General features: G+C 59.8%; 23 protein-coding genes. 17 read left to right on the top strand and 6 right to left on the bottom strand.

Translation table 11 applies throughout. The annotated features are described in order from the left end of the window. The 4 genes from ACTZWY_RS08745 to ACTZWY_RS08730 form a co-directional block, all read right to left on the bottom strand. Positions 1–124, bottom strand: a 124-nt coding sequence (locus ACTZWY_RS08745; RefSeq protein ID WP_444790315.1) for a Mu-like prophage major head subunit gpT family protein, incomplete at its 3' end; no start/stop codon positions are given. 50 nt (positions 125–174) lie between these two features. Continuing rightward, positions 175–414: a hypothetical protein gene (locus ACTZWY_RS08740; protein ID WP_444790310.1), complete on the bottom strand. Its 240-nt coding sequence runs from the start codon at positions 412–414 to the stop codon at positions 175–177. Continuing rightward, entirely contained in the window at positions 411–1,178 is a 768-nt protein-coding gene (locus ACTZWY_RS08735) for an AAA family ATPase (protein WP_444790309.1), read from the bottom strand. Before ACTZWY_RS08735 ends, ACTZWY_RS08740 begins: the two co-directional genes overlap by 4 nt. Positions 1,179–1,246: 68 nt before the next feature. Further along, a complete protein-coding gene (locus ACTZWY_RS08730) occupies positions 1,247–2,902 on the bottom strand; it encodes a transposase domain-containing protein (protein WP_444790308.1) in 1,656 nt (551 codons plus the stop codon). 265 nt (positions 2,903–3,167) lie between these two features. On the opposite strand from ACTZWY_RS08730, the gene ACTZWY_RS08725 reads away from it, so the two are divergent. Next, on the top strand, positions 3,168–3,695 hold the full coding sequence (locus tag ACTZWY_RS08725) for a hypothetical protein (protein WP_444790307.1): 528 nt from the start codon (positions 3,168–3,170) through the stop codon (positions 3,693–3,695). Positions 3,696–4,022: 327 nt separating this feature from the next. Here the strand turns inward: ACTZWY_RS08725 and ACTZWY_RS08720 are convergent, their stop codons facing one another. Beyond that, entirely contained in the window at positions 4,023–4,796 is a 774-nt protein-coding gene (locus ACTZWY_RS08720; protein ID WP_444790306.1) for a DUF4394 domain-containing protein, read from the bottom strand. 192 nt (positions 4,797–4,988) lie between these two features. On the opposite strand from ACTZWY_RS08720, the gene ACTZWY_RS08715 reads away from it, so the two are divergent. The 16 genes from ACTZWY_RS08715 (at position 4,989) to ACTZWY_RS08640 (ending at position 18,647) form a co-directional block, all read left to right on the top strand. Continuing rightward, positions 4,989–6,311 carry an NAD(P)/FAD-dependent oxidoreductase gene (locus ACTZWY_RS08715; RefSeq protein WP_444790305.1) on the top strand — a complete coding sequence of 441 codons (1,323 nt, stop codon included), beginning with the start codon at positions 4,989–4,991 and terminating at the stop codon, positions 6,309–6,311. A gap of 82 nt (positions 6,312–6,393) precedes the next feature. Further along, positions 6,394–6,750 (top strand): DUF5368 domain-containing protein, encoded by a 357-nt coding sequence (locus tag ACTZWY_RS08710; RefSeq protein ID WP_444790304.1) that lies wholly within the window; start codon positions 6,394–6,396, stop codon positions 6,748–6,750. Positions 6,751–7,040: 290 nt separating this feature from the next. Then, positions 7,041–8,480, top strand: a complete 1,440-nt coding sequence (gene cysS / locus ACTZWY_RS08705; protein ID WP_444790303.1) for a cysteine--tRNA ligase — start codon at positions 7,041–7,043, stop codon at positions 8,478–8,480. A gap of 178 nt (positions 8,481–8,658) precedes the next feature. Then, positions 8,659–10,287 (top strand): citramalate synthase, encoded by a 1,629-nt coding sequence (gene cimA / locus ACTZWY_RS08700; protein ID WP_444790302.1) that lies wholly within the window; start codon positions 8,659–8,661, stop codon positions 10,285–10,287. Next, positions 10,275–11,006 (top strand): class I SAM-dependent methyltransferase, encoded by a 732-nt coding sequence (locus ACTZWY_RS08695; RefSeq protein ID WP_444790301.1) that lies wholly within the window; start codon positions 10,275–10,277, stop codon positions 11,004–11,006. Before cimA ends, ACTZWY_RS08695 begins: the two co-directional genes overlap by 13 nt. After that, on the top strand, positions 10,999–11,769 hold the full coding sequence (locus ACTZWY_RS08690) for a squalene/phytoene synthase family protein (RefSeq protein WP_444790300.1): 771 nt from the start codon (positions 10,999–11,001) through the stop codon (positions 11,767–11,769). The genes ACTZWY_RS08695 and ACTZWY_RS08690 overlap by 8 nt, the downstream gene beginning before the upstream one ends. A 182-nt stretch (positions 11,770–11,951) precedes the next feature. Further along, entirely contained in the window at positions 11,952–12,275 is a 324-nt protein-coding gene (yajC, locus tag ACTZWY_RS08685) for a preprotein translocase subunit YajC (protein ID WP_444790299.1), read from the top strand. Between the two features lie 153 nt (positions 12,276–12,428). Beyond that, on the top strand, positions 12,429–14,096 hold the full coding sequence (secD, locus tag ACTZWY_RS08680; RefSeq protein ID WP_444790298.1) for a protein translocase subunit SecD: 1,668 nt from the start codon (positions 12,429–12,431) through the stop codon (positions 14,094–14,096). Positions 14,097–14,110: 14 nt separating this feature from the next. Continuing rightward, positions 14,111–15,082: a protein translocase subunit SecF gene (secF, locus tag ACTZWY_RS08675; RefSeq protein ID WP_444790297.1), complete on the top strand. Its 972-nt coding sequence runs from the start codon at positions 14,111–14,113 to the stop codon at positions 15,080–15,082. Between the two features lies 1 nt (position 15,083). After that, the gene (locus ACTZWY_RS08670; RefSeq protein ID WP_444790296.1) at positions 15,084–15,440 is read left to right on the top strand and encodes an Mth938-like domain-containing protein; all 357 of its coding nucleotides are present in this window, start codon (positions 15,084–15,086) and stop codon (positions 15,438–15,440) included. Positions 15,441–15,504: 64 nt separating this feature from the next. Then, a complete protein-coding gene (ccmA, locus tag ACTZWY_RS08665) occupies positions 15,505–16,128 on the top strand; it encodes a heme ABC exporter ATP-binding protein CcmA (RefSeq protein ID WP_444790295.1) in 624 nt (207 codons plus the stop codon). Next, entirely contained in the window at positions 16,125–16,781 is a 657-nt protein-coding gene (gene ccmB, locus ACTZWY_RS08660; RefSeq protein ID WP_444790294.1) for a heme exporter protein CcmB, read from the top strand. The genes ccmA and ccmB overlap by 4 nt, the downstream gene beginning before the upstream one ends. A 52-nt stretch (positions 16,782–16,833) precedes the next feature. After that, positions 16,834–17,565 (top strand): heme ABC transporter permease, encoded by a 732-nt coding sequence (locus ACTZWY_RS08655; protein WP_444790293.1) that lies wholly within the window; start codon positions 16,834–16,836, stop codon positions 17,563–17,565. Continuing rightward, positions 17,565–17,720 (top strand): heme exporter protein CcmD, encoded by a 156-nt coding sequence (ccmD, locus tag ACTZWY_RS08650; protein ID WP_444790292.1) that lies wholly within the window; start codon positions 17,565–17,567, stop codon positions 17,718–17,720. Before ACTZWY_RS08655 ends, ccmD begins: the two co-directional genes overlap by 1 nt. Then, positions 17,713–18,249: a DsbE family thiol:disulfide interchange protein gene (locus ACTZWY_RS08645; RefSeq protein WP_444790291.1), complete on the top strand. Its 537-nt coding sequence runs from the start codon at positions 17,713–17,715 to the stop codon at positions 18,247–18,249. The genes ccmD and ACTZWY_RS08645 overlap by 8 nt, the downstream gene beginning before the upstream one ends. Beyond that, complete coding sequence (locus ACTZWY_RS08640; protein WP_444790290.1) at positions 18,246–18,647, top strand: GNAT family N-acetyltransferase; 402 nt, start codon at positions 18,246–18,248, stop codon at positions 18,645–18,647. Before ACTZWY_RS08645 ends, ACTZWY_RS08640 begins: the two co-directional genes overlap by 4 nt. On the opposite strand, the gene ACTZWY_RS08635 is transcribed toward ACTZWY_RS08640, so the two are convergent. Beyond that, positions 18,648–19,043 carry a hypothetical protein gene (locus tag ACTZWY_RS08635; protein ID WP_444790289.1) on the bottom strand — a complete coding sequence of 132 codons (396 nt, stop codon included), beginning with the start codon at positions 19,041–19,043 and terminating at the stop codon, positions 18,648–18,650. Between the last annotated feature and the right edge of the window lie 104 nt (positions 19,044–19,147).

The following is a 19,147-nucleotide window of genomic DNA, read 5'->3' as shown; positions in this document are numbered from 1 at the left end:
GCGCTTCAAGCTGGCGGATCACGCGTTCATCGCCAATCCATTCGCGCATCTGGGGAAACTGGCCAAGCCAGTTATAGGTTTCGTCGCGCGCGGCGCTGATACGTTTGTGTTCTTCAGCCGTCATGCAGACCGTGATTTCAGGGGCCGCGAAGGTTTTGGAAGGATCAACTTTACTCATGCGTCGAACTCCCTTTTCGGGGTTTCAACAACACGGGCGCGTTGCATCATCTCAGCCAAGGCCAAGAATGCGGCACGCCCCGGTTCATCACAGTGCACTTCCACAGAAGCATGAAGCACGCCCATGGCATTAAACAACGCCTCTATCTCTTCAGGTTGCCCCGGAATAAGTAGAACAGCCTGCCCCATAGGGATATCGACTATAGGAACATCGATTTTCGATTTGCGCTTTTTCATGACTTAACCCCTTTTCCAAGCTTCATATCCAGAATTGCCGCCTTCAGGTGTTCCAGTTCCGGGGTGTCTGGCCCCGCGAACAGTTGCGCCAGCCGCGCCACGTTGCGCAGTCCGCCCTTCAGCTTGGCAATGTCGTGCAGAACATCGATCATGTCCGATCGATCAAAGGGCGTGCCCGTGACAACCGCGGCAACATCGGCGCGGCTGGCGTGCCGGATCACAACAGGCCGCATCATGCGGCTTTGCAGTTGCGGCATGGCTTCAATCGCGCGGGGCAGGTCCAGATCACCGCAGAACACCAGATGGAACTTGCCAAGATCAGCCGTTGCGCGCAGCCATTCGAACGCCGCGCCGGTCTGTCCTGTCTTGAAGTTCTTCTGGTTCAGGTATTGCGCTTCATCGACTATCAGAACCTTACCCGGTCCAATAAGACCGGCAAAGATCAGCCGCGCATCGGCTTGGGTGTTATAGGCTGGCACACGCCCCCAAAGGCTGGCCAGCACCTTGGCGAAGTTCCAGACCGTGCCTTCGCCCCGCGCCGCCGTGATGAACAGCGCATCATGCCCCAGCCGGTCGCAGAAGCGCGCGACCGCCGTGGTTTTTCCCGTGCCGGGACCGCCCGCAATCATGGTGAAGCCGGGGTCATCGGAAGCCGTCACCATGTCCAGTGACCGCGCAATGTCGCGCGCCGTCTCTGTTTCAGCCCAATCCCCAACCGCGCGGGGCGGGTCAGTGATCTTGGCAAGCCTGATATGTTGTGCCATTGTTGTCTGCGTTCACTGCAAGGGGCCTTGGCCCCGGTTGAATGGCATGGGGGACGTTGCACCGTCCCTCATGCCGACTTGCTCCGCCCCGACCGTTTGGCCCAAAGCGCTGCATCCATGTTCTTGTAAAATTCAGCCGGAACTGCCTGAATTTCCTCTGGTTTAGCCTTTGCCTTGTCGCGCAGGGGCATCTTGAACTCAGGGGCAAGAACCCCGTTGCCCTGCGGCGCGGCATTCGGCCTTGCGGCAATATTCGCATCCAGCTTGGCAAGAAGCTGATCTGTCTCATGATTTTCGAGATAGTTGTTTGCAGCCTCGGCCGCTTTCACGGCTTGCCCTGCGGCCTTGCGGTTGCGCGCCGCGTCCCGAATGCCGTCAACACTGCCATACTTGCCACGCGCGACAGGTTCGATCCCTTCGCAGATCAAGCGCCCGTCTTCGTCATAGGCAATCGCCGGGGCGTTGAAATCATGCGGATCACGCCCCAGAAGAATGCGCTTGTCCCTGCCATGGAAGCGCAACAGCGCCTCTTGCGTGCTATGCCCGCCATAGGTCCAGCCATTCACCGTGACGCGGCCCCAGCGGTCAACCGCAACCGGCTTCCAAACCAGACCGGCAAGATAAAGCTGGCGCGCGGTTGGTTGCCGCCGTGCCCGGTGCTGCATCTGGTCTTCAAAGACCTGATCATAAGACCGGCCCCGCGCCCCTTGCGCGCGCCGCCCCGCTTCTGTGTTGTGCCGCCTGATTTCGCGCTGGATCACGGCCATCGCCATCTCGATCGGCACGGGGCTAACAGATGTGTCAGGGCTTGCCCCCGGCTTGTGCCCCGCATGTGCGCCTTTGAATTCGGGCCGGTCATCGATGACCCGCGACAGGCTGGCAAAGGCACGTTCCGCGATCTTGGCTTGCGCGTTCGCAGGTAGCGCAAAGGTCAGATCGATCCCCATGATCTTGCAAATGCCCATGGGCTGGACCTTGCCCACGCCCTTCGCATTGCGGAACTTGTGCGGGTTGCCCCCGGCCACCAGATGACCGGCAAAGGCGCTGCCATTGTCGGTATAAAGCCGGTCGAAAATCCCGTAGGTTTCGCAGGTGCGCTTGATCAGGCGCACAGTGGCAACGGCATTCTCAGACGGGGCAAGTTCGAAATCCAGCACCTTGTTAGTCGCCACGTCCACAAGGGCCAGCATGGTCGGGCGCACCGTCTTGCCGTCTTCTGTGATCACCCAGAAGTCTTGTGTCCGACCGTCCAGCGAAACCCATTCCAGCGCTGAAATGCTGGTCTTGTCGCGCAGGGCTGGCAAGGCCAGCGCCTTGACCGCCGCGCGCTTGCCTTCGCGCGCTTCCAGCCGTTGCGCCTCTGGCAGCTCATTCCAGCGCCGCCAGATAGTCGGGTAGGCAGGCCAGTCCCAACCCTCAATTTCCGCCACTTGCGCCTTGCGCTCTGCCCGTTCCCGCCGCGCGGTCGCGGCTTCCATGAACAGCCGGTGCGCCGCGTCGTCATATTCGCCCTGATCAAGCCCCAGCCCGTCAAGCTGGCGTTGCAGATAGGCAAGGCGAACATCGGCGGGAAGGTCGGAAAGGCGAACGGAAACAGGTTTTCTGCCATCATCTTCGGACGTGTGCGTTGCAATCGATTGTCTTTGCAGCCAACCGGTTGCAGCGGTTCGGTTGTTCGGGATGCTCTTTATTCCAAGAAGGTCTGTCACGCGAACCAAGGTCATTTTTCAACCCCTGCCGCGTCGAGTATCCGTTGCACCAGTGCGCCTGCCTTAGGTCCACTCCAGCTACCCGAAAGAGCCTTGCTTGCGTTCTGGGGCGCTACGCCGTTTTTGAGGTACCATGCGTGCAGCGATGTCCCTTGCAGTATGAAGCGCGCCTTGACTTGGCGATTACGCTCATCTGTATTATCGTCTAACCTAGGCAAGGCAAATCCCTCCTGATGAGGGTATATTATACCCTAATAAGGGTATTTCAGGGGGTATCGCAGTGAAGGCGGTTTTTTCTGATCGGCTACGCCAATTGAAGGATGAACTCGCCGCAACAGCGCAAGAAATGGCTGATCAGTCAGGCATTCCAAAGCGCACCCTTGAGAAATATATGCTCAAGTCGGGTGCTGCATCGCCGGGTATCGAAGTGATTCAGACTATCTGCACAACCTTCGAGGTTTCGGCGGACTGGCTGCTTGGGTTGACAGACAAAACAACGCAGGCCGTTTCAGACATTGAGGCGACAGAGGTAGCCGCTCGCGTTGTGATCGAACACATGATTGCAGAGATCAATCACACTCAGAAATATGTTGAGAAATCTAGCGGGGGGAGCGTCTTCAAAGATGGCCTGTTATATGGCGGCAACCCTCATGAACTCGCCACTGACTATGCCTGTAGGGTCGTAAAGTTGAGGTCAGAAATCCTGCAAGGCAACATCGGGACCGAACTGAAAGTTGGTCAACCGAATGACGTTGGTAAAACGCTAAACCTCAATCCACGAAGTGTAGTGTCCACTGACAAAATCTGATCGTATTTCGTGCGCTATTTTGCGCACGATCTCAAAAACCCACCATTGATTTTATTGAATAATTTTCAGCGCCCCGCGCACTGATCAGGCGCTTTCGCCCGAAAACAGGACAAAAGGTATCAAACCCCGTGAAATGGCCCCTTCGCAACCCATTGAAAAACAACCACAAAAAAATCAGCCGGTATCAAACCTATTGAAAGCCGTCACTGGAATTGCCAATATGAACAGGGGGCGCACGGCCTGATGCCTTGCGCCCCCTTGGCCCGTGTTCATTGGTGTGAACCCTTTACGCTACGCTTCGGGCCAGTCAAAAAACCTTCGCAATCGTCACTGCGCGGGGTGAAATACCGTTACATCGCGCAGCACAACATCCAGCGCCTCGATGTGCCAGCTTTCGGTAACCATGCCCGTGGCCAGATCCAGCGTGTGGAACGCCCCGTTTGCCACCAGCCAGGCTGTGTTTTCCCCGTCGGCTGTGGTGGCAATGTCAAAGGCAATGGGGCCGTCAAATGTTGCCCCCGTCGCGCCGATCACGACATTGTCGCCATCATTGGGGGCGGTTTGGCGCAAAAGCGCGGCCCGCTGCGTGTCGATATTATACATCATCGTGCTGTCGGGCTGCCCGAAGGAATTGGAATAGGCCGTTGCGCCGACCATGGGCATGCCTTCCGTGCCGTCCGTAAAGGTCAGGCTGCCATCCACCATAACCGCCCCGCTGCCCAGATTGACACGGTGGTTGGTCGTGCCTGACATGAAGCGCAGTGCATCAGCGGCGGGGTTGATGTCAACAATGACAACATCGCCTTGTGCATGGTCCAGCGGCGTGTCCATCGTGACCAGCGCTTCCCATGCGCCGGTTTCGGGGGTCACGTTAACCACGTCAAACCCGTCGGTCACCGCAATGATCCGGCCGGTGGCCGGGCGAAAATCAATGCCCAGAATACGCCCGTCATAATCGATATCCTGCATTCCGGTAACTTGCGCGCTGTCCAGATCGATTGACACAAGTGTTCTGTCCCCTGCAAGGCCGATTGCTGTGCCTGCGGTGGCCCCGGTGGCCATAAAGGCCGCCATAAGGGCCGGTGCTGTAAGCTTGCGCATGAAATTCTCCATTTCCGGTTGGGTTGGTTGATGCAGTCGGAACGAGGCCAATCCCGCGAAAGTTTCAGCGCGCCCATCACAGCGCCGTGAAGATAAGTCTTCGAGTGCGGTTATTTGATCTGGATCATACATTCTTAAATAGATATATGATGTGTTGAGTATGTATATTGATGAAATTCGGGGGGGGATTCGATGATGGATCTGCAAAAACTGGCCACGAACCGACGCGGGTTCATGGGGCTTGCGGCGGGTGGTAGTGCAGCTTTCGCCATGGGGGCGGCGGGCAAACCGGCACAGGCGCAACGCACCAATGCGCGTATTCTGATCCTGGGGGCGGGCGCAGGGGGCACGGCGATTGCAAACCGTTTGTCAGAACGGCTGGACGGTGCGCAGATTACCATTCTGGACGGGCGCCCGCAGCATTGGTATCAACCGGGTTTCACACTGATCGCCTCGGGGCTGCGCAAGGCAGATTATGCTGTGTCGTCAACGCAGCAATGGCTGCCGCGTGGCATAACCTATGTGAATGAATATGCCGCCGAACTGGACCCGGACGCAAACCGCGTCACCACAACGGGTGGGCAGCGCATAGAGTATGATTACCTGATCGTTGCCACAGGGCTGGTGCTGGACTGGGACGCGATTGAAGGGTTTGACCTGAGCATGGCAGGCCCGCAAAACGGTATTGCCGCCCATTACGCCAGCCCCGAACATGCAGAACTTAGTTGGCAGGCGCTGGATAAATTCACCGATGAAGGCGGGGTTGGGCTGTTTGGCCGCCCGGCGACTGAAATGAAATGTGCAGGCGCCCCCCTTAAGCTGGTCATGCTGGCCGAGGATATTGCGACCACCAAGGGCAACCGCAGCAAATGTGAGTTCATTTACAACGCGCAGGCCACGAACCTGTTTGGTGTGCCCATTGTCGATCACCGTGTGCGGCAGATTTTCACGGATCGTGATATCGCCTATCGCTGGCAGCATGTTCTGAAGGCGATTGATCCGGGCACCAAGCAAGCAACCTATGCAACGCCCGACGGCGATGTGACGACAGCGTATGATTTCATCAACGTGATCCCCCCGCAACGCGCGCCGCAAGTCGTGCGCGAGTCCGGATTGTCTTGGGGCGACAAATGGACAGATCAGGGCTGGATCGAGGTTGACCCGCACAGTTTGCGCCACAGGCGCTACCCCAATGTGTTCGGTATTGGTGATATCAACGGTGTCCCAAAGGGCAAGACTGCGGCCAGTGTCAAGTGGCATCAGCCGGTTGTGGAAGATCATCTTGTCAGCGAATTGGCGGGCAGGGAGGGGACCAAGTTCTTCGACGGGTATACGTCATGTCCCATGATCACCCGGATCGGGCGCGCGATGTTGATCGAGTTCGATTACAACGACCGTCTTGTTCCGTCCTTTCCCGGCGTGATTGCCCCGCTGGAGGAGTTGTGGATCAGCTGGTTGATGAAGGAAGTTGCGCTGAAAGCCACGTATAATGCCATGCTGCGCGGTCGTGCCTGACCTTGCCCCCGGGGGCTGCCGCCCCCGGCCCCCCGCGAGTATTTTGGGCAAGATGAAACCGCCCGTATGAAAGGATGAAAATATGGAAGACCTCACCCTGATGACGTTATTGGCCGTGTTCGAGGAAATGTTCGGGCGCGGGGTGTTCTGGGCCATGGTCGTGGTCGCTGTGATTGTGACGCTGGGGTATATCTATGTCCTGGTGCGTGATCGCGCGATGTCGATGCGCAAATTCCTGTTGGCGCAAGTGTCCATGCCGTTGGGCGGGGTGGCTGCTGTCGCGTTTGTGTTGATGATGACGAATTCGGGGTTTCGTGACATTGGCGGGCCGGTAGACTGGATTGTGCTGTTGGGTGTTTTTGCAGCGGGGGCCGTGGGGTTCGCGATTCTGGTCTATGTGGTTCAGTCGTTGGTTCGGGGGAAGGAAGCTGACATCTGACGCCTTTGTGTGACGATCAAGACATGGCCTGCGGCATTGTTTGAATGTCTGCGGTGGCCAGCCAGCCCGCGCTCTTCCTCCCAAAGGCGCGGGCTTTGGCTTTTTGGGGCCTTCCAGAGGTTTTCGGCTTGGCACGGGCGCGGCGCGCGCGTATGGTCACGCGATGAACACCTTGACCCGCATGATTTGCTGCTGCATTTGCCGCTGAGTTCACGGCGGGCGGTCTTGTTTTCATTTCCCTGATCGACTGATCCCCGCCCGCGCGCCAGCATGGCCCGAGAGGAGAGGACATGACCAAGATACGGTTGCATAATACGCGCACCCGCAAGCGGGAAGATTTCACCCCGCTGGACGCTGAGAATGTCCGGATGTATGTCTGTGGCCCCACTGTCTATGACCGCGCGCATCTGGGCAATGCGCGCCCGGTGGTGGTGTTTGACGTGTTGTACCGGTTGCTGCGCCATGTTTATGGTGCGGATCATGTGACCTATGTGCGCAATTTCACCGATGTGGATGACAAGATCAACGCGCGCGCCGCACAGATGCAGGCCGAGGGCGACGCCCGCCCGCTGAATGCGATTGTGCAGGCGCTGAGCGATGAAACGATTGGCTGGTATCACGCCGATATGGACGCCTTGGGGGCACTGCGCCCGAACCATGAGCCGCGCGCGACACAGTATATCACGCAGATGATCGCGATGATCGAGGGGTTGATTGCCAAGGGCCATGCCTATGAGGTGTCGGGCCATGTGTTGTTTGATGTGCGGTCTTATCCCGATTACGGGCGGCTGTCGGGGCGGTCTGTCGATGACATGATTGCGGGCGCGCGGGTGGAAGTGGCGCCCTATAAGCGCGACCCGATGGATTTTGTGCTTTGGAAACCCTCCGATGCGGGGCTGCCTGGCTGGGACAGCCCATGGGGCTGGGGGCGTCCGGGGTGGCATATCGAATGCTCGGCCATGAGCCATGACTTGCTGGGGGCCAGTTTTGACATTCATGGGGGCGGGATCGATTTGCAATTCCCCCATCATGAGAATGAGATCGCGCAAAGCTGCTGCGCGCATCCCGATGCGGGGTTTGCGCGCTACTGGCTGCATAACGAGATGGTGCAAGTGGACGGCAAGAAGATGTCCAAGTCTTTGGGCAATTTCTTTACGGTGCGGGATTTGCTGGATCAGGGTTGGCCGGGCGAGGTGATCCGGTTTGTGATGCTGTCGACGCATTATCGCAGTCCGATGGATTGGACTGAACACAAAGCAAACGAGGCGACAGAAATACTTAAGCAGTGGCGTCGAGATACTGACGGCGTCAAGCTAGGTCGAATTCCAGAGGGGATGCTTAATGCTCTGAAAGGTGATCTCAACACGCCAAAGGTTATTGAAGAGTTGCACCGTTTACATCGCTTTGGAGCTTTTGGCGAGTTACTGGCATCAGCCAGATTGGTCGGGCTATTAACCGATGAAACGCGAAACTGGGACTGGGCCAAATTTGAGGAAGACTTTGGCTTCGTTTTTGTAAGTGGAGACGCAAAGTATGCTCATTTAACGCGAAAAGCTATGAGGGTTGCAGAGAAATGGCGCGAAATGCGTTTGGCCCGCGACTTCGAGGGAGCAGATACACTTCGAGCTGTGGCAACCGCAGCCGGTGTTGAATTACGCGCAAATAAAGATGGGGTTGTCGTGTCGATTGAGGGTTGGGTGGATCAGGAGAAGCTGGAGAAACTAGAATGAGCCATCCCCATCGTTTGAACATACCGCAGCGTAGCCCCCGGCCCGAGGGTGGGGGCGATTTCGCCCCCGCCCTGGGGGGCGGGTCGGGGGCGAAGCGGGATGCAGGCATCCCGCTGCAATCTGGTGAGGCGTTGCTTCCCGGTGACGTGATGCTTTCCAGTGAGCAGGAGGGACACCAATGACCCGCGAACGCCTCTATCTGTACGACACCACCTTGCGCGATGGCCAGCAGACGCAGGGGGTGCAATTCTCCACACCGGAGAAGCACCAGATCGCTGCCATGCTTGACCAACTCGGCATTGACTATATCGAGGGCGGCTGGCCGGGGGCGAACCCCACCGACAGCGAATTCTTCAACGCCAAACCGCAAACCAAGGCCGTCTTCACCGCTTTTGGCATGACCAAGCGCGCGGGCCGGTCGGCGGAAAATGATGATGTGCTGGCGGCCGTGCTGAATGCGGGCACGGATGCGGTGTGTCTTGTGGGCAAGTCGCATGATTTCCACGTTACCACGGCGCTGGGCATCAGCCTTGAGGAGAACGTTGAAAATATCCACGCCTCGATCGCGCATTGTGTGGCCATGGGGCGCGAGGCGCATTTTGACGCCGAACATTTCTTCGATGGCTACAAGGCCAATCCTGACTATGCGCTGCGCTGCCTGCATGCGGCCCATGACGCGGGCGCGCGCTGGGTGGTGCTGTGTGACACGAATGGCGGCACGCTGCCCTCCGAGATCAGCGCCATTACCCGCGCGGTCATTGACAGCGGCATTGCGGGCGCGCAGGTCGGCATTCATTGCCATGATGACACAGGGCAGGCCGTGGCCTGTTCGCTGGCGGCAGTGGATGCGGGCGCGCGCCAGATTCAAGGCACACTTAACGGGCTGGGGGAACGCTGCGGGAATGCGTCATTGACCACGCTTATTCCCACCTTGCTGTTGAAACCCGCCTATGCCGACCGGTTTGAAACAGGTGTGACGCCGGACGCGCTGCAGGGGCTGCTGCGGATTTCGCGCAAGCTGGATGATATTCTGAATCGCGTGCCGCAGCGCAGCCTGCCCTATGTGGGGGCGTCTGCCTTCGCGCATAAGGCGGGGTTGCATGCCAGCGCGATTTTGAAAAACCCCACAACCTATGAGCATATCGACCCCGCGCAGGTGGGCAATGCCCGCATTGTGCCCATGTCCAATCAGGCGGGGCAGTCGAACCTGCGGCTGCGGCTGGCCGATATGGGCGTGCAGGTCGACAAGGGGGATGCGCGGCTGGCGGCCATTCTGGACCAGATCAAGGAGCGCGAGGATCAGGGCTATGCCTATGACAGCGCACAGGCCAGTTTCGAATTGCTGGCGCGGCGCGCGCTGGGGCAGGTGCCCGATTTCTTCGAGGTCAAGCGCTACCGCGTCACTGTGGAGCGGCGCAAGAACAAATATAACCAGATTGTCACCTTGTCCGAGGCCGTGGTGGTCGTAAAAATCGGGGATGAAAAGAAGCTGTCCGTGTCGGAATCCATGGACAGTGCTGGCCATGATCGCGGGCCGGTCAATGCCCTGTCCAAGGCATTGGCCAAGGATCTTGGCCCCTATCAGGCCGCGATTGACGACATGAAGCTGGTGGATTTCAAAGTGCGCATCACCCAGGGCGGCACTGAGGCCGTGACCCGTGTGATCATCGACAGCGAAGACGGGCAGGGGCGGCGCTGGTCCACTGTGGGCGTATCCCCCAACATAGTGGATGCCAGCTTTGAGGCGCTGCTTGATGCTGTCATCTGGAAATTCCTGCGCGACGGGGTGGACCCATGCAAGACCTGACACCGGATGATGCCTTTCTGACGCTTTACAGCGATCTGGCACGCGAAGGGCCGGGGGCGGCTGCCGATCTGGGCTGGGCGCTGTCCGTGGCTGCAACCCCGGCGGATGCGCGCATTTGCGATGCGGGCTGCGGGTCGGGGGCGGACACTGTGACGCTGGCCAAGGAACGCGCCCGCGCGCAGATTGACGCAGTGGACCAGATTGCGCAATTCGTGGCGGCGGCGCAAAAACGCACGGCCCCTTTCGGGGATCGCGTGCAGGTGCGTCAGGGCGATATGGCGCAGTTGACCGGCCCCTATGATTTGATCTGGTGCGCGGGCGCGGTCTATTTTCTGGGAATCACCGAAGCGTTGCGCCTGTGGCGGGGTGCGCTGGCGCCGGGGGGCGCTGTGGCGTTTTCCGAACCCTGCCTGTTGTCGCGCCCGTCTGCGGCAGCGCGTGCGTTCTGGGCGGAATATCCGCAGATCACCGATGTTGCCGGCATTCGTGCGCGGGTGGCCGCTGCGGGCTACCGTGTGCTGGGCGAACAGATGCAGATTGGCGCTGCGTGGGAGGCGTATTACACCCCCATGTCCAAACGCATTGCCAGCCTGCGCCCCAATGCGACGGGGGTTCTGGCCAGCGCCTTGGACAAGGCCGAACTGGAAATTGCCCGCTGGAAGGCCGCGCCTTCGGAAATTGCCTATGCGCTGATGGTGGTGGCCCCGGTTGATGGATGATCTGTCCACACTGGTCCAACAAGGCGATCCCGACCGCTATGCCGCGACAATTGCCGCATCTGATGATGCGCGCGCGCGGTTGTGGCCGCTTTATGCGTTCAATCTGGAAGTCGCGCGCGCCCCATGGGTGACGCAGGAACCGCTGATTGCCGAAATGCGGCTGCAATTCTGGACCGATGTTCTGGATGACATTGCCGCGCGCAAGCCCGCGCGCGCCCATCATGTTGCCGCACCACTGGCGCAGGTCTGGCAGGACGCAGAATTGCCGGTTGCGTTGGGGCATGGCATTATCGCGGCGCGGCAATGGGACATCTACCGCGCGCCCTTTGCGGATGACGCGGCGTTTCGCGCATATCTTGATTCGACATCTGGCAATCTGATGTGGCTGGCAGCGCGGGCACTGGGCGCGTCGCCGCAGGCCGAAGCGCCGGTGCGCGACATGGCCTTCGCGTCCGGACTGGCAAACTGGCTGGTGGCAATTCCGCAGCTTCAGGCGGCAGGGCGCATTCCGCTTGTGGACGGGCGCGACAGTGCGGTGGCCGCGCTGGCACGCGATGGGCTGGCGCATCTGGCGCGGGCGCGGGCGAAACGCCATCTGGTGCCTGCGCGCGCGCTGCCTGCGCTGCTGACCGGCTGGCAGGCGGGCGTAATTTTGCGCCGTGCGGCACAAGCGCCGGGGCTGGTGGCACAGGACGGCTTGCGGCCTGCGGAATTCCGGCGGCGCGGCGCTTTGGTGCTGCGCGCCCTGTCGGGCCGCTGGTAGCGGGCGTGAATTTTGGGACGCCAAGCCCGCGATAGGCGCGAATGCGCGCCCGATTGCGCCTTGCCCAGCCTTGCCAAGGCCCCGCCCTGCCAGTAGGGTGCGCGCGAATTCCAACCTGCGGCATGTGCTGCGGGGCGGCCATTATGCCCGCGCGTCGGGTGCCACAGAAGTAAGGAGCTTTCATGTTCGTCACCCCTGCCTATGCGCAAGATGCCGGTGCTGCCGGTGGATTGATTTCGATCATCCCCTTTGTGCTGATCTTCGTGATCATGTATTTCCTGTTGATCCGCCCCCAGCAGAAAAAGATGAAAGAACACAGGTCCATGGTCGATGCACTGCGCCGGGGCGATCAGGTGGTCACCCAAGGCGGGTTGATCGGCAAGGTGACCAAGGTCAAGGAAGATGGCGAGCTGGAAGTTGAAATTGCCGAAGGCGTGAAGGTGCGTGTGGTCAAGCAGACCATTGCAACCGTCATGTCCAAGACCGAACCGGCCAGCAAGGACTGACGCCCGCTTCAAGCTGGTGCCAGGCGCGCTGCCCCTTATGTGCAGGGCCTGCCGACCGCTTTTGACAAGAAGACCATGTCAGGGCATTGAAATGTTCCATCCGAACACAAAGATGCCCTGAACAGCCACAGATACCACGGGGACCACGCGCCGATGTTGCAAATACCGATGTGGAAACGCATCCTGATCTGGTCGACCTGCGCGCTTGCGCTTCTGTTTGCCGCCCCAAACCTGTTTTACGAGCGTGTGGAGCGGCATAACGACGCTGTCGTGGCCCTTGACACGGGGCAGGGCAACGCCGCGCTGGAGGCCGACAGAAACGCATGGCCCGGTTTTCTGCCAAGTTTTCTGGTAAATCTGGGCCTTGATCTGCGCGGCGGGGCACATTTGCTGGCCGAAGTGCGCGTGTCCGATGTCTATGCCGACCGGATTGACGGGATGTGGCCTGCCGTGCGCGACAGGCTGGCATCCGAGCGCATGACCGTGGGCGCGGTGCGGCGCATGCCATCAGAGGATGCGGGCGAATTGCGCGTGCGGATTGGCAACCCTGATACGCTGGATCAGGCCGTTGCCTATGTCCGCGAACTGGCCCAACCCACGGAATCGCTTGCGGGGTTTGGCGCCGCGCGCGATCTGGATGTGCGCCGCGACGGCGAAGAAATTGTCGTGACCTTGTCCGAAGCGGAACGCGCGGCAACAGATGAACGCACCATGCGCCTGTCGCTGGAAATTATCCGCCGCCGCGTGGATGAAGCAGGGACCCGCGAACCCACCATCCAGCGCCAGGGGGCAGACCGCATCCTGATACAGGTTCCCGGTATTGGGTCTGCCGAGGAATTGAAAGCGCTGATCGGCACGACGGCGCGCCTGACCTTCCATTCAGTGGTGCGCGTTACATCCGACCCCGATGAAGTGCCGGGCCCGCGCAGTGTTATTTACCCGTCCATGGACGAACCAGGCGTCTATTATGTGGTGGACCAGACGCCTGTTGTCACGGGCGACCAATTGGTTGATGCCCAGCCCGGCATGGACCAGAACAACCGCCCTGCGGTGAATTTCCGCTTCAACCCCTCCGGGGGCCGGGCGTTTGGTCTGTATACGGCCGAAAATATCGGCAACCCGTTTGCGATTGTGCTTGATAGCGAAGTGGTCTCTGCGCCGGTCATCCAAAGCCATATTGCTGGCGGGTCCGGTATCATTACCGGGCGTTTCACTGTCGAAGACACCAGCCGCCTTGCGGTGCTGCTGCGGTCCGGGGCGTTGCCTGCTGAAATGGATTTTCTGGAAGAACGCACTGTCGGGCCGGAACTGGGGCAGGACAGCATTGATGCAGGCAAGATTGCCGCCATCGTTGCCATGGTCGCAGTGCTGGGGTTCATGATTGCCAGTTACGGGATTTTCGGGGTCATTGCCAATATCGCGCTGGTGCTGAATGTCGCGATGATTTTCGCGCTTTTGTCGCTGATTGGGGCCACGCTGACCTTGCCCGGCATTGCGGGCATTGTGCTGACCATCGGTATGGCGGTGGATGCGACCGTGCTGATTTTTGAGCGTATCCGCGAAGAAATGCGCACCGCCAAAGGGCCTGCGCGCGCCATCGAACTGGGCTATGAGAAAGCGCTGTCCGCCATTCTGGACGCCAATATTACCACGTTCATCACGGCGCTGATCCTGTTTGCAATGGGGTCCGGCCCCGTGCGCGGGTTTGCCGTGACATTGGGCTTGGGGATTTTGACATCCGTGTTTACCGCGCTGCTGGTCACCCGTCTGATGATGGTCATGTATTATGAACGCCGCCGCCCCAAAACCCTGGCCATCTGAAGGAACATATGCCCATGCGACTGAAACTTGTTCCACAAGATACCACGATTGATTTCTTCCGCTATTGGAAGGTTACCTTCGGCGCGTCCCTGATTGCGATGCTGATTTCCGTGATTGCGTTCTTTGCGATGGGCCTGAATTTCGGCATCGATTTTCGCGGCGGCACGTCCATCCGCACCGAAGCGCAGGCCCCCGTTGACATTGCGGCCTATCGGGGCGCAATCGCAGGGCTTGGCTTTGGCGATATTGCGATAACGGAAGTTTTTGACCCCGCTTTTGCCGCGGATCGCAATGTTGCAATGGTCCGCATTCAGGCACAGGAAGGGGTGGAAGCCATCACCCCCGAGCAGATCGGCGCGGTGCGCGACGCGTTGCAAGCCCTTGACCCGACGCTAAGTTTTGCGGCGGTGGATTCCGTTGGCCCGAAAGTGTCGGGCGAGTTGATCCAGTCCGCGGTGATTTCGGTCGTGCTGGCACTGGCGGCAGTGCTGTTCTATATCTGGCTGCGGTTTGAATGGCAGTTTTCGGTGGGGGCTGTGGCCGCACTGGTGCATGATGTGGTGCTGACGATCGGGGTGTTCAGCCTGCTGCAGATCCGGTTCGATCTGGCCATTATTGCGGCACTTCTGACGATTGTGGGCTATTCGTTGAATGATACGGTCGTTGTGTTTGACCGCGTGCGCGAAAACCTGATCAAGTTCAAGAAACGCCCGATCAAAGAGGTTCTGAACCTGTCGATCAATGACACATTGTCACGCACTGTCATGACCTCGGTAACCACATTACTGGCGCTGATTGCGTTGTTCGTGCTGGGCGGGGATGTCATTCGCGGGTTTGTGTTTGCCATGATCTGGGGCGTGATCGTGGGCACTTACTCGTCGGTTTTCGTTGCATCGGCCGTGTTGTTGCGGCTGGGGGTGAAACGCGACTGGTCCAAGAATGCAGGCGATTCCGCAGGCACACAATTCGGGGTCAAGGAGGGCTGACATGCGCCTGTCCGAGATAGATTTCGGGGCATCGCGCCCCATTGACGGATACGGCAAGACGTTCTTCCGTATTGGGGGGCAGGTTTGCACCGCACCTTTGCTGCTGGTGGCAGGGGATGTGCGGTCCTGGGGCGGGTATGGCGATCACGCACCCCTTCTGGAGCTAGCGGGCCGGGTGGATGTGCTTTTCATTGGCACAGGCGGCACCATCGCGCATATTCCCGCGCAACTGCGCGAGACGCTGGAGGCCGCAGGGCTGGGCGTGGAAAGCATGGATAGCCCGGCGGCCTGCCGCACCTATAACGTGTTGCTGTCCGAGCAGCGGCGCGTCGCAGTGGCGTTAATGCCGGTCGGATAGGCCGTATTGAGTATTTTTGGCAAGATGAAGGGCTGATGCAGCGCTTTGTCATAAAGGGGCGCAGATGGGTCTGACTGTCACCAACCTTGCCTGTGCGCGCGGCGGGTTTGCTTTGTTGGAGGGCGTTGGGTTTTCAGTATCGCCCGGGCAGGCGCTTGTATTGCGCGGTCCCAATGGCTGTGGCAAGACGACGTTGTTGCGCACTGTGGCAGGGTTGCAGCCCGCGTTGGCAGGCGCGGTGAGCTGTGCGCCTGAGTCGATTGCCTATGCGGCCCATGCCGACGGGTTGAAGACCACGCTGAGCGTGGCGGAAAACCTGTCCTTCTGGGCAGCGGTCTATGGAACACGGGGCATTGATGCGGCATTGGACCAGATGAACCTGCGGGCGCTGTCGGGGCGCGCGGCGCAAAACTTGTCAGCGGGGCAAAAACGCAGGCTGGGGCTGGCGCGACTTATCGTCACGGGGCGGCCCATCTGGGTGCTGGATGAACCCACTGTGTCGCTGGACGCTGTTTCGGTAGCGCTGTTTGGCGATGTGGTGCGTGCGCATCTGGCGGGGGGCGGGATGGCCTTGATGGCCACGCATATAGATCTGGGCCTGCCTGAGGCGGATATTCTGGACCTGACCCCGTTCAAGGCCAGCCTGTCCCAATCCGGCAGTGGACAGTTCGACGAGGCCTTCTTGTGATTGCGCTGCTGGTCAGGGATCTGCGGCTGGCGTTGCGGGCTGGCGGGGGCTTTGGGCTGGGGCTGGCGTTTTTCCTGATCATGGCGGTTCTGGTGCCCCTTGGGGTGGGGCCGGAGCCGGATATTCTGGCGCGTATTGCGCCGGGCATTCTGTGGGTGGGGGCGTTGCTGGCGTGTTTGCTGTCGCTGGACCGCATTTTTGCGCTGGATTATGAGGATGGATCGCTTGATCTGCTGGCGACTGCGCCGGTGCCGCTGGAAGGGGTGGTGTCCATCAAGGCGCTGGCGCATTGGCTGACAACGGGTTTGCCGCTGGTGCTGGTGTCGCCGGTGCTGGGCCTGTTGTTATATCTGCCGCCGCAAGCCTATGGGTGGCTGGTGCTGTCGCTGGCACTTGGCACACCAGCACTGTCGGTGATTGGTACATTCGGGGCGGCGCTGACGGTGGGCCTGAAACGGGGCGGGCTGTTGTTGTCGTTGCTGGTGTTGCCGCTGTATATTCCGACACTGGTTTTCGGGGCCGAGGTGGTGGCGCGCGGTGCCCAAGGGCTGGACGTGGCGACACCCGTTGCGCTGCTGGCGGGCATTACCGCGGGGGCTGTGGCATTATTGCCCTTTGCATCTGCCCTTGTGATCCGGATAAACCTTCGGTGAGCGACTGCGCGGCAGTCTTGAGGGCGACCCCAACTGAGGATAGGTGAGCGTTATGGCATCGCTTTGGGAATATGCAAACCCGCTGAAATTCATGCGCACCACAGACTGGCTGTTGCCGATTGTGGCGGTGGCAGCTGTGGTGACCACAGCGACAGGGTTGATATGGGGCTTCTTCTTCACACCGGATGATTTCCGGCAGGGGGCCACAGTCAAGATCGTGTTTATTCATGTTCCCGCAGCGATGATGGCCATCAATGCCTGGGTCATGATGCTGGTGGCGTCGCTGGTCTGGCTGATCCGGCGGCACCATGTCAGCGCATTGGCCGCAAGGGCGGCTGCACCCATCGGGCTGGTGATGACGCTGATCGGGTTGTTGACAGGCGCAGTCTGGGGGCAGCCAATGTGGGGGACATGGTGGGCATGGGACCCGCGCCTGACCTCTTTCCTGATCCTGTTTCTGTTTTATCTGGGCTATATTGCGCTGTGGTCAGCGATTGATGATCCCGACACAGGGGCGGACCTGACAGCGGTATTGTGTCTTGTGGGGTCGGTCTTTGCGGTTTTGTCGCGCTATGCGGCGCTGTTCTGGAATCAGGGCCTGCATCAGGGGGCGTCCTTGTCGGTGGCACCGGGCACGCGGATGGACTGGGCCTATAAGGCGCCGCTTTACATCAGCATGGTGGGGTTCGGGCTTATTTTTCTGGCGCTGGTTCTGGCGGGCACGCGCACGGAAATTCGCGCGCGCCGCATGAAGGCGCTTGTTGCACGCGAAAGGATGGTGTGATGCCCGATCTTGGACGCTATGCAGTTGAAGTGTCGCTGGCCTATCTGGCCTCTCTGGGGCTGATCGGGGGGCTGGCGCTGTGGTATTGGTTGCGTGGGCGCGCTGTGCGCCAGCAATTGAATGAGGTTGAAAACCGAAAGGCCGGAAATGGGTAAGTTCAGACCGCTGATGTTTCTGCCGCCGCTGCTGTTTGTGGCGCTGGCTGCGCTGTTCTGGTTTGGCAATATGCGCGATGATCGGGATACGTTGCCATCGGCACGCGAAGGGCAACAAGCGCCGGGCGTGATGCTGACGCAGCTGGGCGAATTGCCGTTGTTTGATGATGATACGCTGCGCGATGGCGATGTGAAGCTGGTGAATTACTGGGCGTCTTGGTGTGCACCGTGCCGCGCAGAACACCCGTTGCTGGAAGAACTGGCGCAAGAAGTGCCGGTTTACGGCATCAATTACCGCGATCAGGCTGATCGCGCGCTGGATTTTCTGGAGGAGTTGGGCAACCCGTTTGCAGCAAGCGGGCAGGATGCAACCGGGCGCATGGCGCTGGACTGGGGCCTTTATGGCGTGCCGGAAACTTATGTCGTGGCCGGTGATGGGACGATCATCTTGCGCTTTGCGGGGCCAATCACGCGCGATGTGGTCGCAAACCGCATACGCCCCGCAATGGAACGGGCCGCCGCGCGATGACCATAACCTATGGTCTGGAACCTGATTTGCGCGCAGAGGACTTCGCACAGGTTTTGCAGGCGTCCGGTCTGGCAGCGCGCCGCCCGTCGGATATGGCGCGTCTGGAAGCCATGTTGCGCGGTGCGCAGATCATTGTTACCGCCCGCGCTGACGGGCGGCTTGTGGGGGTGGCGCGGTCCATTACGGACTGGGCCTATTGCTTGTATTGCTCCGATCTGTGCGTGAATGATGCCTATCAAGGCAGGGGCATTGGCAAGGCGTTGTTAACCCATACAGCGCAGGCCGCACCTGTCGTCAAAACCTGCCTGTTATTGTCCGCGCCTGGTGCGGTAAGCTTTTATGCGGCTGCAGGCTTCCGGCGGCACGAGGGCGCGTTTGTCTTTGCGCAACGCGATTGATTATTCCCGCACGATAAAGGGAATGACCTCTCGGGTTGATCCTACGGTCAGCACCAGTTCCCAACGGCCAGGGCGCGTCATCTGACCGGAGCCTGACCAAGCGCCCGCGCTGTCCGTTCCCGTGTCCAGCATGATTTCTGCGCCCCCTGTCGGGCGCAACAGGGCGTGTGGGTCTTGGGTTTGTGCATGTTCCACTGTCACATCAACACGATATCCGCCATCAATGGCCACGGCTGTGCGGATCTGCGGTGTGATTTCCACGGAATGCAGCAACAGCGTCTGGTTTGCCCCGACAATGGGCAGCGGGTCGCGCACAAAGAAGGTGACCGAAGCCATCAGGATGATGAACCCCAGCACAAATGCCAGAAGGGACAGGGCAATGACGCGGGTGGACATGGTGGGCATCTCTTTTGTCGGGGATGATGATGTTGACTAATGCGCAGGCACGCTGGCGTCAACCGACAGGTCCGTGACAAAAAAGACCCCGGCCATCGCCGGGG

The organism is Roseinatronobacter sp. NSM, assembly GCF_052379845.1.
Classification (GTDB): domain Bacteria; phylum Pseudomonadota; class Alphaproteobacteria; order Rhodobacterales; family Rhodobacteraceae; genus Roseinatronobacter.
This window is presented reverse-complemented; position numbering and strand designations above follow the sequence as displayed.

Coding starts and splice junctions, on each gene's coding strand:
- ACTZWY_RS08640 (WP_444790290.1), top strand. CDS start 18,246: ATGACCATAACCTATGGTCTGGAACCTGATTTGCGCGCAGAGGACTTC.
- ACTZWY_RS08635 (WP_444790289.1), bottom strand. CDS start 19,043: ATGTCCACCCGCGTCATTGCCCTGTCCCTTCTGGCATTTGTGCTGGGG.
- ccmD (WP_444790292.1), top strand. CDS start 17,565: ATGCCCGATCTTGGACGCTATGCAGTTGAAGTGTCGCTGGCCTATCTG.
- ACTZWY_RS08730 (WP_444790308.1), bottom strand. CDS start 2,902: ATGACCTTGGTTCGCGTGACAGACCTTCTTGGAATAAAGAGCATCCCG.
- ACTZWY_RS08645 (WP_444790291.1), top strand. CDS start 17,713: ATGGGTAAGTTCAGACCGCTGATGTTTCTGCCGCCGCTGCTGTTTGTG.
- ACTZWY_RS08695 (WP_444790301.1), top strand. CDS start 10,275: ATGCAAGACCTGACACCGGATGATGCCTTTCTGACGCTTTACAGCGAT.
- yajC (WP_444790299.1), top strand. CDS start 11,952: ATGTTCGTCACCCCTGCCTATGCGCAAGATGCCGGTGCTGCCGGTGGA.
- ACTZWY_RS08710 (WP_444790304.1), top strand. CDS start 6,394: ATGGAAGACCTCACCCTGATGACGTTATTGGCCGTGTTCGAGGAAATG.
- ACTZWY_RS08670 (WP_444790296.1), top strand. CDS start 15,084: ATGCGCCTGTCCGAGATAGATTTCGGGGCATCGCGCCCCATTGACGGA.
- secF (WP_444790297.1), top strand. CDS start 14,111: ATGCGACTGAAACTTGTTCCACAAGATACCACGATTGATTTCTTCCGC.
- ACTZWY_RS08690 (WP_444790300.1), top strand. CDS start 10,999: ATGGATGATCTGTCCACACTGGTCCAACAAGGCGATCCCGACCGCTAT.
- ACTZWY_RS08740 (WP_444790310.1), bottom strand. CDS start 414: ATGAAAAAGCGCAAATCGAAAATCGATGTTCCTATAGTCGATATCCCT.
- secD (WP_444790298.1), top strand. CDS start 12,429: ATGTTGCAAATACCGATGTGGAAACGCATCCTGATCTGGTCGACCTGC.
- ACTZWY_RS08735 (WP_444790309.1), bottom strand. CDS start 1,178: ATGGCACAACATATCAGGCTTGCCAAGATCACTGACCCGCCCCGCGCG.
- cysS (WP_444790303.1), top strand. CDS start 7,041: ATGACCAAGATACGGTTGCATAATACGCGCACCCGCAAGCGGGAAGAT.
- ACTZWY_RS08720 (WP_444790306.1), bottom strand. CDS start 4,796: ATGCGCAAGCTTACAGCACCGGCCCTTATGGCGGCCTTTATGGCCACC.
- ccmA (WP_444790295.1), top strand. CDS start 15,505: ATGGGTCTGACTGTCACCAACCTTGCCTGTGCGCGCGGCGGGTTTGCT.
- cimA (WP_444790302.1), top strand. CDS start 8,659: ATGACCCGCGAACGCCTCTATCTGTACGACACCACCTTGCGCGATGGC.
- ACTZWY_RS08715 (WP_444790305.1), top strand. CDS start 4,989: ATGATGGATCTGCAAAAACTGGCCACGAACCGACGCGGGTTCATGGGG.
- ACTZWY_RS08655 (WP_444790293.1), top strand. CDS start 16,834: ATGGCATCGCTTTGGGAATATGCAAACCCGCTGAAATTCATGCGCACC.